Here is a 15,557-nt window from a genome sequence, read left to right on the forward strand (position 1 = left end):
AAGGTTTAACCTCTCGAGTCTATTATCTAGATTTCAGTACAACATGAATATAAAAATAATAAGAGAACACAATGACACAAAGTAAAAACAACAGCGTAGTAATTTTAAGTGCTGTACGCACAGCAATTGGTGGATTTGGTGGTAGCCTTAAAGATTTTAGCCCCGCAGAACTAGGCACACTGTGCGCAAAAGAAGCCCTAACCCAGTCTCAGCTTTCTCCTGACCAAGTTGGCTCATGTGTGGTAGGCAAAGTTATTCATAACGGCCCAAAAGACGCTTACCTATCAAGGGTCATTGGCCTCGATGCGGGTTTACCTATAAGCAGCCACGCTGTAACGCTTAATCGTTTATGTGGTTCTGGGCTTGAAGCAATCATACAAGCGGCACAACAAATTCAATTAGGTGATGTAGATGCAGCCCTTGCTGGCGGAGCAGAAAGCATGAGTAGCTCTGCTTATACCCTCGAAAGTAACCGCTGGGGGCAAAAAATGGGTAATAGTACCATGGTCGATGAGCTCACCACGACCTTACAAGACCCATGGGATAATAACCCGATGGGAATAACTGCTGAAAACATCGCAGAAAAATATTCAATTAGCCGTCAGCAGCAAGACGAGTACGCAGCAAACAGCCACCATAAAGCTGCAAAAGCCATTGCTGCAGGTCATTTTAAACAGCAAATAGTCCCTGTAGAAATCAAGTCGCGAAAAGGGTCGTATCTTTTTGACACCGACGAACATGTTCGCGCCGATACCACAGCCGATAAACTTGCCACTTTAAAGCCCTACTTTAAAAAAGATGGCACCGTTACCGCAGCAAGCTCATCAGGTATAAACGATGGTGCAGCCATGTTGGTACTTATGTCAGAGCAAAAAGCCAATGTTCAAGGCTTAAAACCGCTCGCTCGTTTAGTGGGCTATGCCAGAGCAGGCGTTGATCCTACTTTAATGGGTATCGGCCCTATTCCTGCAGTACAACAGGTATTTGAAAAAACGGGTTTAACTATTGACGATATGGATGTGATTGAGTCTAACGAGGCCTTTGCAGTACAAGCACTGTGCGTTGCTAACGAGCTAAACTTTCCTGCGCATAAGTTAAACCCGAATGGCGGCGCCATTGCGTTAGGGCACCCTGTTGGCGCAACGGGCGCCATACTAACCACCAAATGCTTGTACGAACTCAAACGAATTCAAGGTAAATATGGTTTAGTCACAATGTGTATTGGCGGCGGGCAAGGTATTGCAGCTATTTTTGAGGTGCTTTAGTTTTTGACCTCATTAGGTTTGAATATAAATGCGTTACTCACATAGAGGCCTAAGAAACGCTTTGTTTTTAGAAGAAGTAAAAACGTGTAAGCCTATATTTTTACATTTTTCCTCTTTAGTTTCTCTTTGTTAAAATCGCTTTTTAAGGTTTTTTCACAAAGAGAAATAAGAGTTGGTTCATCATATAGGTTAGCTATAAAATATGTGCAAACTCTCGTCTACAAAACGTGTTTTGAAATTAACTTTCTTACGCCTAATAAAACACCACCAAATGAGATTAAAAATAATATTGGTAAAAACAGTAATGCTTCGGTGTTGCTTATATCTGTAGTTGGGCTGCCAATAACTGCAAGCGTATTAATTAACAGCAGTATTAAACTTGATTGCAGGTAACCCTTGTAACCTATAGCCCCTGCAAACAACAGCATAATAAATGAACCTGATATTGCCGGCGTAAAAGGTGCGGCGGCGAGTAACATGCAAACAAACGAAAATATAACAGCACATCCAATTATTACTTTAAGCATAACAACCTCCTTGATAAATGGCTTTAAATCCACCAGCTATTTATAACTGTATTACTAAAAATCGTATTCCACCTAAGGGCCCAAAACTAATTTTTGTTTATTAATTACCCCAATATAAAAACTACCTATTCCCAAACTGCCGTTCACAGGGCTCGCCATCTTTATCCCCGTCCATTTTAGTATCGGGGCAATGTTGAATAAAAAATAATGCCTCTGCATACGAGGTCATTTGGCTACAATGTTGGCGGCCATCACAACGAAATGCTTGCTGTGTTTTATTAAGTGAACTTGAACTCGCGGGCATAAATGACTCTATATTAGCATTAGTTACTACAGGTGTTTGTTTGGTATTTAAAAAACCGGTTTTATACACACTAAAACTAATACTAAAAATAATACCAAACGTTATAAGTTTCATTAAAGGTGAGTTCTTACCTGAGGTTTTGCTTATTCTAACCGGCCTTATTGAAGCTTTTATATGTGGCTGTGCAAGAACGTCCTCAATACGGCAATTTACAGCTTTGGTTTTACCGTTAGGCTCAGTCGCAACCTCAAAATAGATAATGTCACCCACTTTAGGTTTGCGGCTCATATGTTTGAGCGATGATATATCTATAAAGGTATCGTGTTGCAGTGTACTTGATTTAAAAAAGCCAAAGCCTTTCTCGTCATTCCACGATTTTAATAATCCTTTATTCATCCTTGAGGCGCCCATATAAGTATTGTTAATTTTACAGCCAGTACTTTTATCATAATAAAGAAAAAATACTCTTTGTGTATGTTTCTTATTTCAAAAAACGGCACCACTGTATATAAAAACAGTAAAAAACATTAACCCTACTCTTTATTCAATTATTAGTTACTGTGTAAGTGCAAATACACGTAATGCCGAGCCAGTACCACCACGAATTTTAAGCGGCGGCACAATGGCAATAAACTCATAGACTTTTTCTTTTGCTAGCTCCTCAAGGAACAAGTTTTCTATTATGTAAATACCGTTATCTGCCAATAACATCATATGTACAGGAAAAACCTGAAATGAGGGTTCTGTGGCAATGGGTGGGCGTTTTTCAAAGGTAAGGGTGTCATTACCCACAACACTTACACCAGCCTTTATTAAAAACTGTGCACCACTTACACCAACACCTGCGGCATGATCGGCAATATATTGCTGTGGGTTATTAGCAAAGTATTGCCCCCACCCTGTTCTAATAAACACGGTATCGCCTTTTTTAATTTTTACCCCTTGCGATTTTGCTGTTCTTTTTAAATGTAATGCCGTTATATCAAAACCAGCAGCGAGTGGCGTATTATCACCATTAATAAAGCGTGCCACATCAAGTAACACAGTTCGGTTACTCAATAAGTTTACAGGATAATGATCAATTCCTAAGTCACTCCCTACACCACTGCGCCCTATTCCTCTGCGATCATTTGTCGCTTGCTCCGCATCTACTCCACCATACAGTAAACCATCTCGACCAATATGACCCAAAGCATCAATAGTAGGACCTCCATGATGACCACTCCATTGCATTATTTCTGATGTGAATGAGAGCTGATCGTTATCACCAAATGTACCACGCGTATCAGCATGAGTTGCATTAAGTGCCATTGAGTATTTTGGATTAACAGACGCTATAGGGGAATTTTCATCCCAATTATGAGACAAGTCATAAGTTTTGGCTTGACTGACAAGAGTAATAAACTTTTCAGTTTGCTTAGATTTACTAAATTCTTTGCTATTGGTCGCTAAGCTCGAACAACTAATTAACAAAAACATTAACGACATCAACATTGCCTGTTTCATCGTATCTCCTTATTTGTATATGTTTAACACGCCAGCTAAAAAAATAGCGACTAAAATAAGTCGCTACATACATTCACACAATAAATACTGATCTATATTGTTCTTCTATTTACAAGCGATGATTACTAATGGCCTGTTTCATAGCTCATACGAGACGTATTTGTCGTTTCATACGTTCCATCTTTATACAAAATTAAAGCAGATGCACTATAGCTTCTGTAAGCTCTTACAGTCATATTACACGATGTACCGCCTGTGCAAGATGCATCGCCTTGCCAAATAACTTTGTTAATCGGTTTTGAAATATTCTGTAAATAGTACTTCCCTGTTGTTTGGTTACCAAAACTAAAATCTATGGTAAAGCAGTTTGATCTTCCGTTCATCGAGTTTCCACCTGAACCATTTGGATATACATCGCAAACTAGATCAGTTGCAAAAGCAGAGTTAGCTGTAAGCGCAGCACCACAAATAAATAGTGTTTTTAGTATGTTTTTCATTTTTAATCCTTAAATTTGATTATTATTCGCTCAACCGAGCATTTAAAAATTAGCATATGAAATTAAAAAGTAAACAAAAAAGGTACAAATATTTACAAAAAATTAACCGCTAGAAGTTTTATAAATATTCGTTAATATCGCTATGGCGGTATAAAACTGGGGTTTATGCCTTACATTTAGTTTTGTCATAGCTATAGTTAATTACTATTCTATTGTTTTTTTATAACCTATGTATAAAAAATTGTGTATCCGTATAGCTCACCTTTCCAAAAGCTAAACAGTCAGTTAGGCAACCCCTTTATTTTCCATCTAAAAAATGAAGTTAATAAAGCCCCCGTTTTCCTCTCGCACTTTTAGTTCTGTTTATTTGACAAGTTCAGGTGTCTAATTTATTTCAACTTAAGTGAAATAATTAAATAGTTTCACCTGTCTTGTATCTTGAGGACCTATTGACCTTTCAGATTTAAAATTTGTTCAATCTAGGGGGGATTTAATCGCGGTGTGAGATTGTAACCTAGCGGGCTAAGTATAAACCGAGTAACAATGAATAAATTACCCAGAGGAAGCCCCCTTCGGACAACGCTTGTTTGGTATTAATACTAGGTTATCGCCCATTTATGGGGAATAACCAAACCACATAGGCCTTGCTAAAAGATCAAATAGACTGTTGCAAATTTAACCTTTAAAGATAAACAGGCCCAAGAGTGAACGCTAGTTATATAAAGTTTCATATGTTTTGTATTTTCAAAGCTATTGCATCTTTTTAAAGCGTTAAATATAAAATTATAAGAGGTATATAATGGAGTTTACGAATAAACGCACCATCCTAATTTCAGCATCTTTATTGTTGGTATTGGCTATATCACAGGCTATTTTTTCAGCCCTTTACAGTGCTGAAATTAGCTTTTCAAGGCAGTTTGCTTGGGGACTAGAAGCTCTGGTATTTACTTTGCTCGTTGCTTTTGCAGGTTCAGCTATGGTGCAAGCAAAAAACGCTCAACTAGGATGGTCGGCTATTACGTTTAGCGCGGTACTTAACATAGTTCAAGTGAGTATTGGCCTTACGTTATTTTCAACATTTGGCAAAGTTGCAGGCTCAGTAGAAGGAGCACAACCTTTAATTAATGGCGTGGTTGCTTTGTCATTCATGATTTACTACGCAGCCAAAGTATTATTAGGATTAGCGGCACTTGTTTTTGGACTGTCTTATATAGCCAAAGGGGGTAAAGCATTAGGAGGGCTTACAGCTTTTGTAGGCGTGGTTGCAATGTTAGCCAATGCCATTTTAATTACTTTTGGACGTGATGGATTTCTGCCATCAGGTGTTGCAGGTGCCTCTGGTATGATTGCAACATTACTTTTAGCGATATGTTTGATAAGTCTTAACCGTAACAAAGGTTAAGCCTGACTATCACAAATTGATGTACTCCTTTAAATAAAGTGTAAACATTGGCGGATATTAGCGGATATTGAATGTTAATCCGTCAGTGTTTTACTTTTTAAGCATTGCAAATAATACAAATACTACCCTAATAACGGTGCAAAGGTAGCTACACCTAAAATAATTAACAATGGTCACACCACTAGCGTAAACCAAATACGTTTAATTCCTTTTATAATTAATACCTTTCATAAAAACTTCCTTTTACTTTAAATTTAACTTAGAAATTAATTAGCTAGTGAGCCACCAGCATTTTATTTTAAAAGCAGCTTGTAAGATTGCCGTATGAATTTGATGTCTGAAGTCGAGATTTGACCCCATTTGTTTGTAAGCGCCGAACAGTTTGCTAAAATGTGAAACGAAGTGGAACCGAGCAAACTGTGACGAGCCCGACTTGAAAACCCTTGTTATGTTTACACTACTTCCATGGAATCCATGATTTTGGTGCATGACCTGTTACCGCAACTTTTAAAAACAATAGGAAGCAATAAGGAGCTGATAACATACCGATTACAGCCCCAAAATCTAGGTTGTCAAAACTGACATTACCACGTTCAAAAAATGAAAATAACAAGCTACAGAAGGCAATAAGTCCACAGATAATAAATATTATTGCCAAAATTCTAATAAACAAACTAACTTTTTCACCGTTCCATGGTGCTTCCATAAAACCTCCTTGTAAACATAACGAGCCTGTAGATTTACTCGTTTCAAAATTATTTTTATTTATGAATCAACCATATCCGAGTTCCTATTTTGGTTCAATCAGTTATCGCTAGTTTACATAAAATATAAAAAGAGAATGTGTGGTTGTCTTAATGGCTGTTCTAATGGCTGTTTTAGAGGGAATTACAGGTGCTTGAGTCGCTATATTTCGGCTTAAAAAGACTCCCTTTTTTAATGCAGCCTGTTTTGCAGCTTTTCTATGTTATGAACAAAAAAGTACAGTTGCCTTTGCGTATTCACTTTCGTTTGCTATTCCTTTAAAAAGTTTTTGATGTCTGAAGTTAGGATTTGATAATCATATAGAAAGCTCCTCGAGTTTTTCGATACAGTTGTGTTGTTCAAAACATAAACTGTATCTCGAGGAGTTTAGTATGAAACTATATGGTGGAATTGACTTGCATTCAAATAATTGTGTTATTGCTATCATTAATGAACACGGTGAAACGCTTACCGTTAAGCGTTTAAATAATGACATGTCTGTTATTTTATCTTTTCTAACCCCTTATAAATACAAGCTAGCAGGGCTTTTTGTTGAATCAACATTTAATTGGTATTGGTTAGTTGATGCATTAATGGATGCAGAATTTAAGCTTCACTTAGCGAACCCCGCTGCAATTCAACAATATTCAGGCTTAAAATATGCAGACGACCACAGTGATGCACGCTGGTTGGCTGAAATGTTACGTCTAGACATCCTGCCTGAGGGCTATATTTATCCTCGTGAACTCAGAGCTGTTCGCGACTTAATGCGTAAACGAATGGACATTGTTCAACAGTCCACTAAAAACCTATTATCAGTACAAAGTTGTTACATGCGTCATCTTGGATACAAGCTCAGTAGCAACAAAATCAAACAAATGGCCGCTATCAGAAAAGGCGTTGATGCTGAGAAGGTACACGCAGACTTTAGCTCAATGAATACAGCACTGTCAGTCATTTCTAACCTCTCATTAATACGCTGTGCTCAACAGCAAATTAATGTGATAGAAGGCGCTATTTTAAAACAAACATCACTCGCCCCTGAGTTTATGAACCTAACCAGTATTGATGGAATTGGGAATACCTTAGCACTGACCATTATGTTAGAGACAGGCACGATTAAACGTTTTGATAGCCCAGGAATTTCTCTTCGTATTGTCGCTGTGTTAAAGGAGCAAGGTACAGTAATGGAAAGAAAAAAGCCGCTACTAATCAGAAGAATGGTAATCGTTATTTAGCGTGGGCGTTTACTGAGGCCGCTAATTTTGCCATTCGGTACAACCCGACAATCAAAAAATATTATCAACGAAAACTGGCTAAAACGAACCAAGTTATCGCAATTAAAACGGTTGCGCATAAGCTCGCAAGAGCGTGTTATCATGTGCTTAAAGACAATGTCCCATTTGATGAACACAAGGCGTTTACCTAGCGACTATACAAAATTAGGTTAACGTGTTGAGCTACTAATGGGGTTGGTAAAACCATTAGATTTGATTGAGCCTGCACGTTAACCGCTCACATTTTAGATACTGGATATGCCCAATGTTTGAGCCACAAAGGGTTGGTTATGTGTAAGCATAAACCACAAACTTGTTACAGCGCAGTGTGTAAACACAGCCAGAAACTGGACTGGCATTGGTACTAAACGATGACTGAGGCGAAAGCCAAGGGCCTTAATTAATCATCAATAATGCTTAATTAAACTGCCTAAATTCATATGGCGTTCTTTATTCAAACCAAGGTGTATATTCACACCAATCGACGTCATTACTGGATGCGTAGTCATATTTAAATTGAGTTTAAATGATAAGAACACTTGGTTTTTGAATAAAAAGATCAAGAAAACACAGCTGCCTGCTTGACCGGAACTTTCTAATGGGTGACCCCATTTGTTCTTTCGCAAAAAACGAAGACAGCTTAAAGCTTTCCGGGTGATTGCCCCTGTTATACGATGTTTACCAGTAATGCGTAAATGCCTAACAACATCGGTACATAGTAGTCTGATATTATTTTTCCTCGGACCAAGAACTTTATAGCAATTGGCACATTTTGAAACCGAAATATCTTCTTTGGGACTGTAATTAGAGTGGAGTCATAACCCTCGTTACCACCGACAGGGTATTCAACTTTAATTTTGTATACTCCTTTGGAGTCATCAGTTTTTGATAGGTTACTGTAGCTGTGGCTTCCTGTATAAGAAATTATGCCTTTCGGGAGAGAGCGAAATATATGCTTCATTAATATTTGGTCTAGTTTTTGGCTCAGAGCATGAGAGTATTGAGACTTTAGTGCGGAATAAGCTTTGTCTGTATGAAAATATTTGTAGAACCTCCAAGCTAGATAGATTTGAGAGAAAATAAGGAAGCTGATTAGAAATTCTGGATTTTCTACTGAAATCGAAGTGCCGAATATCCTCAGGGTATTTCCTAAAGATACACCTCCATGAAACATCAAGATTAAAAATATACTTGCGGTAAGAAAAAGTTTTCTTTGCCTAATTGTTCCTTCACTCATTTCTAGTTGATTAACGGACAATTGATTCCTCGACTTAATCTTCTAACACCATATTAAACGGCGTTGGCAGCTATTGCCAATGCCCGTTTCAATTTCATTTCTATGAGTAGCTATACCAACAGGCATTACTCGCATTTAAATGTAATTGTCGCTTTCGGGTAGTTGCCCATAATATAAGGACCGGGATTTTCGGTTGAGTTGATTAACTTCATCTTTTTGTCGAGAGATGCACAAAAGCGGTTTGCCTCTTGCAGAACCTCTTGAAGGAGAGGTTCACTGCCAGAAGGAAAAGCGCCCTCTTGCCGAGACATTACATACTTATTATCACCAACAGGTGTAGGTCCTGTTGAAGTCGTTGCACATGATGCTAGCAATACTGTCGATATTATCAAAATTTGTATTTTCATTTCATTCTTTTGCTAAGTTAACTAATCTCACTGATACACATAACAAGCCAGTAGATTAACTCGTTTTAGAATTATCTTTATTGATGAATCAACCATAGCCGAGTTCGTATTTTGGTTCAATCAGTTATCGCTATTTTATATAAAATATAAAAAGAGAATTTGAGATTGTTTTAATAGATGTTTTAAAGAGGATTACAGGTGCTTGAGTCGCAATATTTCGGCTGAAAAAAGCTCCACTTTTTTAATGCAGCCTGTTTTGCAGCTTTTCTATGTTATGAACAAACAGTACAGTTGCCATTGCGTATTCACTTTCGTTTGCCATTTCTTTGAAAAGCTTTTGATGTCTGAAGTCAAGATCTGACCCCATTTGTTTTTTAGTTCGCCAAACTGCAAAAATTAGAGTGGGTGTCTAGTTTATTTTTTCTATGGTGAGGGATGGTGTCATGTGGGACCCTAAAATGGTTTAAAATTAGGAATTGACACCATAGTCACTTGTTAGCTGGCTTTAGCTCTCAGCCCAGCCATATATTCTTTTTGAGCTTTTTGCTTACCTTGCTCAACGACATCTCCAAGGCATGTTAGGATAAAGTGTTGTTCAATAGCACTTTTTGCATTTTGCAGCTCATCAGACAGCATAGAAACCTTTTCTTTAACTTCTAGAGATATATCTCCATAATCAGTAAATTTATATAAGAAACGTAATAAACCACAAATTTCAATTGTTTCTTTTCCTTTAGAATCTAGTGGTATAAAAAACAACGATGACTTCATGATTTTCATATGCTTTGTATATATATCTAAATTTGGATGTATAAATATATAATCATCGCTCTCTACTGGTAAAGTTTTTCTATTTTTGTTTTTTAAAACATTTTTATTCAACTTAGCCAAATTACAATCTTTGCAGGCAACACATAAATTTAACGGCGAAAATAAAAATTGAGGAAATTTATCTTTTGGTATTATATGTTCAGCATCCCAGACAGCATTATGATCAACTTCAATTGTCTGCCGACAATACGGGCATGTATAACCTTGAGATTCGATATAAAATGTTTTGATGTTTTTTTTAATTTTCTTTAAATCTTGGCCGTCACTATCGTCCCAATATTCTCCGCTTTTTCTATCTTCGTCTAGATTATTATAAGCATCAACTTTAAGCTGATCTTCGCTATTATATTTTATCAAAACATTGGGCATTACAGGCTCTCCACCAGGGCTTCCTGAGCCATATCCATAAGTTTAAAAACTGGGTCTTTTTCACTGATGTGATCTTTTAAAGATAATAAAAATTTAAGCTTCTCTTGTGTAATTTTGTCTAACGCTCCTGTTTGTCCAAATAAAGATAATACTGATATTAATTCTCTTGTTAGGTATTCATTTTTAAAGCCAGGCGTGCCAAAAATATTTACAAGTTGAAAGTCAACAGACCTATTGTTAATTTGTGACGCATTTGTTGCTTCTCCATTCTCCATTTTCATTAAATAACAATTTTTATCGTTAAGTTTAGATACCATCAATGGGGAGTGTGTTGCAATTAAGAAGTGACAACCTTTAAAACTTTTAAAAGTATTAATTAAGATATCTATATATTTTTCTTGCCATTCGGGATGGAGGCATACTTCAGGTTCATCAATACAAATCAAACTATCATCACATATTTGGCTCGCGATTCCGAGTATACTCATTACAACACTTTGTTCACCTGAACTTGCATCCCCGATGCGAAAACTCTTCCCGTTATTTTTTTCTAAAGTGATTTCCCTTAATCTTACAACACCGATTTCGGCTAAAAAGAACAAATCATTTACATCATAAATTTCATTATTAGGGAATAATATACCGCTCCTTTCAAGAAAGATTTCTACTTTTGGCTTTAGATTGGAGGGGTCAATATTTCGATATATTTCAAGAAACCTTTCAACTTTAGAAATATCTATATCCCTATCTTCATCAAAAAAACCTCTTGTTCTACTACTATGTAATGGGGTGTGTTTGTTTAATATAAAATTATCAATAAAATATTCAGCTGGATTAGAACTAACTAAAGCATCATGAATCCTTCTTCTAGAAAACTCTAAGTGGTACCTTGCTTCAATTTTTGGTGAGTAACCCAGAAACCCTAACACCTCACATATTTTATTAGCTCTACCTGACTCATTTATTACTGACTTCAATAAAGATAGATAAATATTAGCCATATATGCCATACCAAGATCTCTTGACCTTAAATCACGAAGACCTAAATAAGAATATTTTTTATCTAAATGGCCATAAATATCTAAAGGGAATTTATCAAAAGGGCTTGTAGAAACAGCAATAATTTTTTCAGGTTCTTTATCTAGTTCAATATTATCTTTGATCTCTTGAAATAAAGCTTCAGAGGTATCTCGTGGTCTTATAACCCCACTTCTATTACTTTTACCTATAATTGACTCTATAACTGACTTCATTAAACGACTTTTTCCTGTCCCGTTTTTTCCAACAATGACAGTAAAAATATTATGTTCATGATCTTTATCTCTGTTAGAAAAATGAAAATCTTTTTCTTTATACCTATATTTATTTAACAAATTTTCAATCCTTGAAGGTTGAGTGATATGCGATGAGACAGCTAACAGCTTATTGAACACCATTTTGGGGAGTTATAACACCCCAAAACGGCTTATATTACATTGTTCAATAATTCCACTAAACAACTTCAATGTAAACAAGTAATTACGTAGGTGGTAAAACACCCCTTGCTAAAATACACCAAAACGACTTTTAATAATGTTATTGGACAAAACACCAAGAACTGTATAAATAAACAGTATCGCTAAATATGCCATTTTTCGCTTATAAAACATTCAGCTCACTGGCTGGTAATTTAGCTCGGTGGTTTTAATTTTTGCTGCTGTTTATTATGATGAGCGTACACCCTGCCTTTTTAAATCCATTAAGGTTTTTCAGTCATTTCATTAAGGATTATCTCATGTCTAGCTATAACGAATCTCCAGAGCAAATTGCACAGGCCACTGAGGGCTATGTGATGCAGCAAACTATGTTGCGTATTAAAGATCCAAAACCGTCGCTGGCATTTTATGAAAACGTATTGGGTATGAAGCTGTTAGGTAAGTACGACTTTCCTGATATGGAGTTTACTTTGTACTTTTTAGGTTATGAGCAAGACATGCCAAAGGGTGATGATAAAGAAAAAACACAATGGGTGTTTCGCCGCCCTGCGCTGATTGAACTTACCCATAACTGGGGTACTGAAAACGACGACAGCTTTACCGGTTATCACAGTGGTAATGAAGAACCAAAAGGCTTTGGCCATATTGGTATTAGCGTGCCCGATGTATACGCTGCCTGTGAGCGCTTTGCTAAATACGATGTGGAGTTTGTAAAACAGCCAGATGGCGGCTCAATGAAAGGTCTTGCCTTTATTAAAGACCCTGACGGTTACTGGATTGAAATACTCTCGCCTGAGGGCATTACTGACATTATTCAATCGCAATAAAAAACCATCAAACATAAAAAAGCCTGCAAATGCAGGCTTTTTGTTTACAAGTACTGTGAAAAACTTGAATTTTTTAACGACGTAGTGCGTCTATACGTGCATCAAGCGGTGGGTGAGATGAAAACAACTCGGCCATGCCTTTACCACTGGCTATACCAAAGGCCATCATTGACCCTTCTAATTGCGATGGGTGGTTTTGCTTTAATCGCTCAAGAGCTGAGCGCATTTTATCTGCGCCTACCAACTGAGCTGCACCGTTGTCGGCTGCAAATTCACGCTTGCGGCTGTAATGGGCAACCACCACACTGGCTAGTACACCAAATAATACTTGGAATAACATATCGAATAAGAAGTAAGTCCAGCTGCTGCCGCCCTCTTCTTCATCGCTATTTATAAAATTATCTACAATGCCCGCCAGCACTTTTGCGGCAAAAATAACAAAGGTATTAACCACGCCTTGAATAAGCGTTAGCGTTACCATGTCGCCATTAGCCACGTGCGATACTTCGTGCGCAAGCACTGCCTCGGCTTGATCTTGGGTCATGTTGTGTAATAAACCCGTGCTTACCGCCACCAGCGAGTTATTTTTACTCGGGCCGGTTGCAAAGGCGTTCATTTCTGGGCTGTCGTAAATAGCCACTTCAGGCATATTAATACCCGCTTTTTTAGCTTGCGCGGCAACCGTGTTCATTAACCACTGCTCGGTTTCGTTACTCGGTTTAGTAATAACCTGTGCACCAGTTGATTTTTTCGCCATCCATTTCGACATATACAAAGAAATAAACGACCCACCAAAACCAAACACAGCAGCTATTAATAAAATACCACCCAGGCTACGATGGCTTAAGCCCAGCGCACTCATTATTATTGAAAGCACAACACCTAATACCAACATAACCGCTAAGTTAGTTAATAAAAACAAAAATACACGTTTCATACATGGTCTCCAAAAATAACATTTATTGCTGAGCGATTTCTTTTTGTTGATCGGCTATAGCAATCACTGCGTTATGACACACTATGTCATAACGTCAGCGCTATTTTGTGACAAACTATGTCATAACGCAAGGGATATTTTTAAAGTTTTATATATTTAATTAAGTTAAGCTTTTTAGGATTTTTTCTGTTTAACAGTAAAAAATAACTTATAAAAACAATATAATTCAATAAGTTATTTTATTTTTATACTATACACTTTTATATATACCGTGATTAACATTTGCCATATCTGTGGGGAAGCCTCGCTCTTTTGCAAGTACTTGTGCAATTTTACTTATATCTTCATTGCGACTGTTCTTAAGGTAGGCCCATTGGTGATGCTTACGGTGGTTATTACTGTCGTGTTCTGTGCAAATTAAACCAAGCTTTATAAATTCAGCTACTATTTCGTCAGCAGCGATCAAAGTTGATGACGCTTTTACATTTTCGGCTCGAGCGTAGCAAATATGCGAATATAAGCTTACGTCTGCAACGCGCAAGGTGTCGTCTTCGCCTGGGATCTGTTGGCCGCCAAACAAGGCATTGTTTTGCGTATTAGCGTTTTTAAATGCTGGTACAAACTCAGCTACATAATCAATCGCTTTTTGACCACGTGCTTTTAGCACCTGCTGATCCCAACCATTATTTATATAATTTAAGTGCTTAGCAGGCAGCTGTGGCTGTGCCGTTTGCTCGGCTGTATCTGCTAGGCCATCGTTAAACAAGGTAATTGAGTTAGTCATGCCATGAATTTGATAAAAGCCATTAGGATACGGCGTTAATTGTGCCATGCCCTCAGGTGTGCCTCGGTTACCATAAATAATAATTTCGGGTATTTGCCCGCCAGCGCCTTGCCAGTGTGCAATGTATGAGGCTTTAAATTCGACCATACGCTTGGGCTTTACGCCTACCATGTCATCAACAATACCGGTTTGAAAGCCACAAGCGTTTATAAGGTAATCTACTTCTGCTGTTTGGGTCGTTTTGCTTTGGTTGTTTTGGTATTCAATTTTCCATTTTGGCATTTGATTGTTAGCACTACTTTGCTCAACTTTGCTGACTTGCTTTACCTCTGTGCTGGTAAGCAAGTTAGCGTGTTCGTACTGGGCAAGCGCAAGCTGTGCACTTGCTGACAATCTAAATATATTCCAACCGTATTCTTGAACAACAATAAGTGGGTATTTTACTTTGTTTAAGTTTAAATGCTTAGCAACGGGGATCATCCACTCATCTAGCGTTTTAGGCTCAGTAACCTGCTCTTTTTTACTCAAGGTTATCATTTGCTCATGGCTATAAAGCTGATAGTAATTATCAGGCTCGCCAAGAACTTTATTATTATGATCTTGTTCAATTAAGTCTTTATATGCGTTAGTAAGCTTGTCTAACCTTGGCAGTAAATCATCTGGTGAATCATCATCACGCGTTGGCACAGCAAATACAGTTGGGCGTACATCTATGCTGTAAGGATATAGTCGTAAAATATCAATACATTGTTTAAGTAAATCTATACAGTCTTGATCTGGAATTTCACGGTATAAATTACCACCGGCGTGCAGATGACACATAGGAGGGCCGTCAATAAGTGACTTTTTTTCTCAAATATAGTCGTTTTTATGCCCAATGCCGCAAGGCGAATCGCAATTGTTGCCCCTGCAGTTCCCCCACCTAAAATTCCTACACGGGTTTTAGGCAGAGCACTTTTTGGTAGATCTGATTCGGCCTTAACCTGCGTATTATAAGCGTAGTTCTTAATAAATGGGTGGGTCATGGTATTTGTTATTTCCTTAGTAACAATAGCACTGTGTAATTAGCGTTATATATGCATACAAGGTGTGTATTTCAAGGCGCTAAACATATTTATTAAACCGGTGTATTTAATATATAAACTGCTTTGTATATTTATAAAATTAC

Annotated in this window: 15 protein-coding genes and 1 pseudogene; 5 read left to right on the top strand and 11 right to left on the bottom strand. The window is 37.4% G+C overall.

Annotated elements, in window-relative coordinates; genetic code table 11:
- The first annotated feature begins 71 nt into the window (after positions 1–71).
- Positions 72–1,265: a beta-ketothiolase BktB gene (gene bktB / locus AC0L7Q_RS07795; protein WP_409425483.1), complete on the top strand. Its 1,194-nt coding sequence runs from the start codon at positions 72–74 to the stop codon at positions 1,263–1,265.
- A gap of 218 nt (positions 1,266–1,483) precedes the next feature.
- Here the strand turns inward: bktB and AC0L7Q_RS07800 are convergent, their stop codons facing one another.
- From AC0L7Q_RS07800 to AC0L7Q_RS07815, 4 genes are all read right to left on the bottom strand, one after another.
- Positions 1,484–1,792 (bottom strand): DUF6419 family natural product biosynthesis protein, encoded by a 309-nt coding sequence (locus tag AC0L7Q_RS07800; RefSeq protein ID WP_409425484.1) that lies wholly within the window; start codon positions 1,790–1,792, stop codon positions 1,484–1,486.
- A gap of 121 nt (positions 1,793–1,913) precedes the next feature.
- Entirely contained in the window at positions 1,914–2,492 is a 579-nt protein-coding gene (locus AC0L7Q_RS07805; RefSeq protein WP_413402065.1) for an excalibur calcium-binding domain-containing protein, read from the bottom strand.
- Between the two features lie 159 nt (positions 2,493–2,651).
- A complete protein-coding gene (locus tag AC0L7Q_RS07810; protein WP_409425486.1) occupies positions 2,652–3,602 on the bottom strand; it encodes a cyclase family protein in 951 nt (316 codons plus the stop codon).
- Positions 3,603–3,727: 125 nt separating this feature from the next.
- Positions 3,728–4,099 carry a hypothetical protein gene (locus AC0L7Q_RS07815; RefSeq protein WP_138606163.1) on the bottom strand — a complete coding sequence of 124 codons (372 nt, stop codon included), beginning with the start codon at positions 4,097–4,099 and terminating at the stop codon, positions 3,728–3,730.
- Positions 4,100–4,898: 799 nt separating this feature from the next.
- Between AC0L7Q_RS07815 and AC0L7Q_RS07820 the strand changes: the two genes are divergently transcribed.
- Positions 4,899–5,501 carry a thiamine biosynthesis protein ThiC gene (locus AC0L7Q_RS07820; RefSeq protein WP_413402068.1) on the top strand — a complete coding sequence of 201 codons (603 nt, stop codon included), beginning with the start codon at positions 4,899–4,901 and terminating at the stop codon, positions 5,499–5,501.
- Between the two features lie 457 nt (positions 5,502–5,958).
- Here AC0L7Q_RS07820 and AC0L7Q_RS07825 read toward each other — a convergent pair whose 3' ends face one another.
- Complete coding sequence (locus AC0L7Q_RS07825) at positions 5,959–6,207, bottom strand: hypothetical protein (RefSeq protein ID WP_409425488.1); 249 nt, start codon at positions 6,205–6,207, stop codon at positions 5,959–5,961.
- Positions 6,208–6,637: 430 nt separating this feature from the next.
- Between AC0L7Q_RS07825 and AC0L7Q_RS07830 the strand changes: the two genes are divergently transcribed.
- Positions 6,638–7,483, top strand: coding sequence for an IS110 family transposase (locus AC0L7Q_RS07830; RefSeq protein ID WP_418157346.1), 846 nt, complete (start codon positions 6,638–6,640; stop codon positions 7,481–7,483).
- A pseudogene (locus AC0L7Q_RS07835) lies at positions 7,444–7,674 on the top strand (IS110 family RNA-guided transposase); the annotation flags it as partial. The gene AC0L7Q_RS07830 and the pseudogene AC0L7Q_RS07835, both read left to right, overlap by 40 nt.
- A gap of 1,210 nt (positions 7,675–8,884) precedes the next feature.
- Here AC0L7Q_RS07835 and AC0L7Q_RS07840 read toward each other — a convergent pair.
- The 3 genes from AC0L7Q_RS07840 to AC0L7Q_RS07850 all read right to left on the bottom strand — a co-directional run bounded on the left by AC0L7Q_RS07840 (position 8,885) and on the right by AC0L7Q_RS07850 (position 11,739).
- Entirely contained in the window at positions 8,885–9,166 is a 282-nt protein-coding gene (locus tag AC0L7Q_RS07840) for a hypothetical protein (protein WP_409425491.1), read from the bottom strand.
- Positions 9,167–9,661: 495 nt separating this feature from the next.
- A complete protein-coding gene (locus AC0L7Q_RS07845; protein WP_409425492.1) occupies positions 9,662–10,366 on the bottom strand; it encodes an HNH endonuclease in 705 nt (234 codons plus the stop codon).
- Complete coding sequence (locus AC0L7Q_RS07850) at positions 10,366–11,739, bottom strand: ATP-binding protein (protein ID WP_409425493.1); 1,374 nt, start codon at positions 11,737–11,739, stop codon at positions 10,366–10,368. The genes AC0L7Q_RS07845 and AC0L7Q_RS07850 overlap by 1 nt, the downstream gene beginning before the upstream one ends.
- Positions 11,740–12,140: 401 nt before the next feature.
- Between AC0L7Q_RS07850 and gloA the strand changes: the two genes are divergently transcribed.
- Positions 12,141–12,668, top strand: coding sequence for a lactoylglutathione lyase (gloA, locus tag AC0L7Q_RS07855; RefSeq protein ID WP_413402073.1), 528 nt, complete (start codon positions 12,141–12,143; stop codon positions 12,666–12,668).
- A 73-nt stretch (positions 12,669–12,741) separates the two neighbouring features.
- Here the strand turns inward: gloA and htpX are convergent, their stop codons facing one another.
- The 3 genes from htpX to AC0L7Q_RS07870 all read right to left on the bottom strand — a co-directional run bounded on the left by htpX (position 12,742) and on the right by AC0L7Q_RS07870 (position 15,414).
- The gene (htpX, locus tag AC0L7Q_RS07860) at positions 12,742–13,605 is read right to left on the bottom strand and encodes a protease HtpX (RefSeq protein ID WP_075169202.1); all 864 of its coding nucleotides are present in this window, start codon (positions 13,603–13,605) and stop codon (positions 12,742–12,744) included.
- Positions 13,606–13,855: 250 nt separating this feature from the next.
- Positions 13,856–15,211, bottom strand: coding sequence for an FAD-dependent oxidoreductase (locus tag AC0L7Q_RS07865; protein ID WP_418157347.1), 1,356 nt, complete (start codon positions 15,209–15,211; stop codon positions 13,856–13,858).
- Complete coding sequence (locus AC0L7Q_RS07870; RefSeq protein WP_418157348.1) at positions 15,151–15,414, bottom strand: NAD(P)-binding protein; 264 nt, start codon at positions 15,412–15,414, stop codon at positions 15,151–15,153. Before AC0L7Q_RS07870 ends, AC0L7Q_RS07865 begins: the two co-directional genes overlap by 61 nt.
- Positions 15,415–15,557: the final 143 nt, after the last annotated feature.

It is taken from the genome of Pseudoalteromonas sp. KJ63-1 (genome assembly GCF_055808145.1).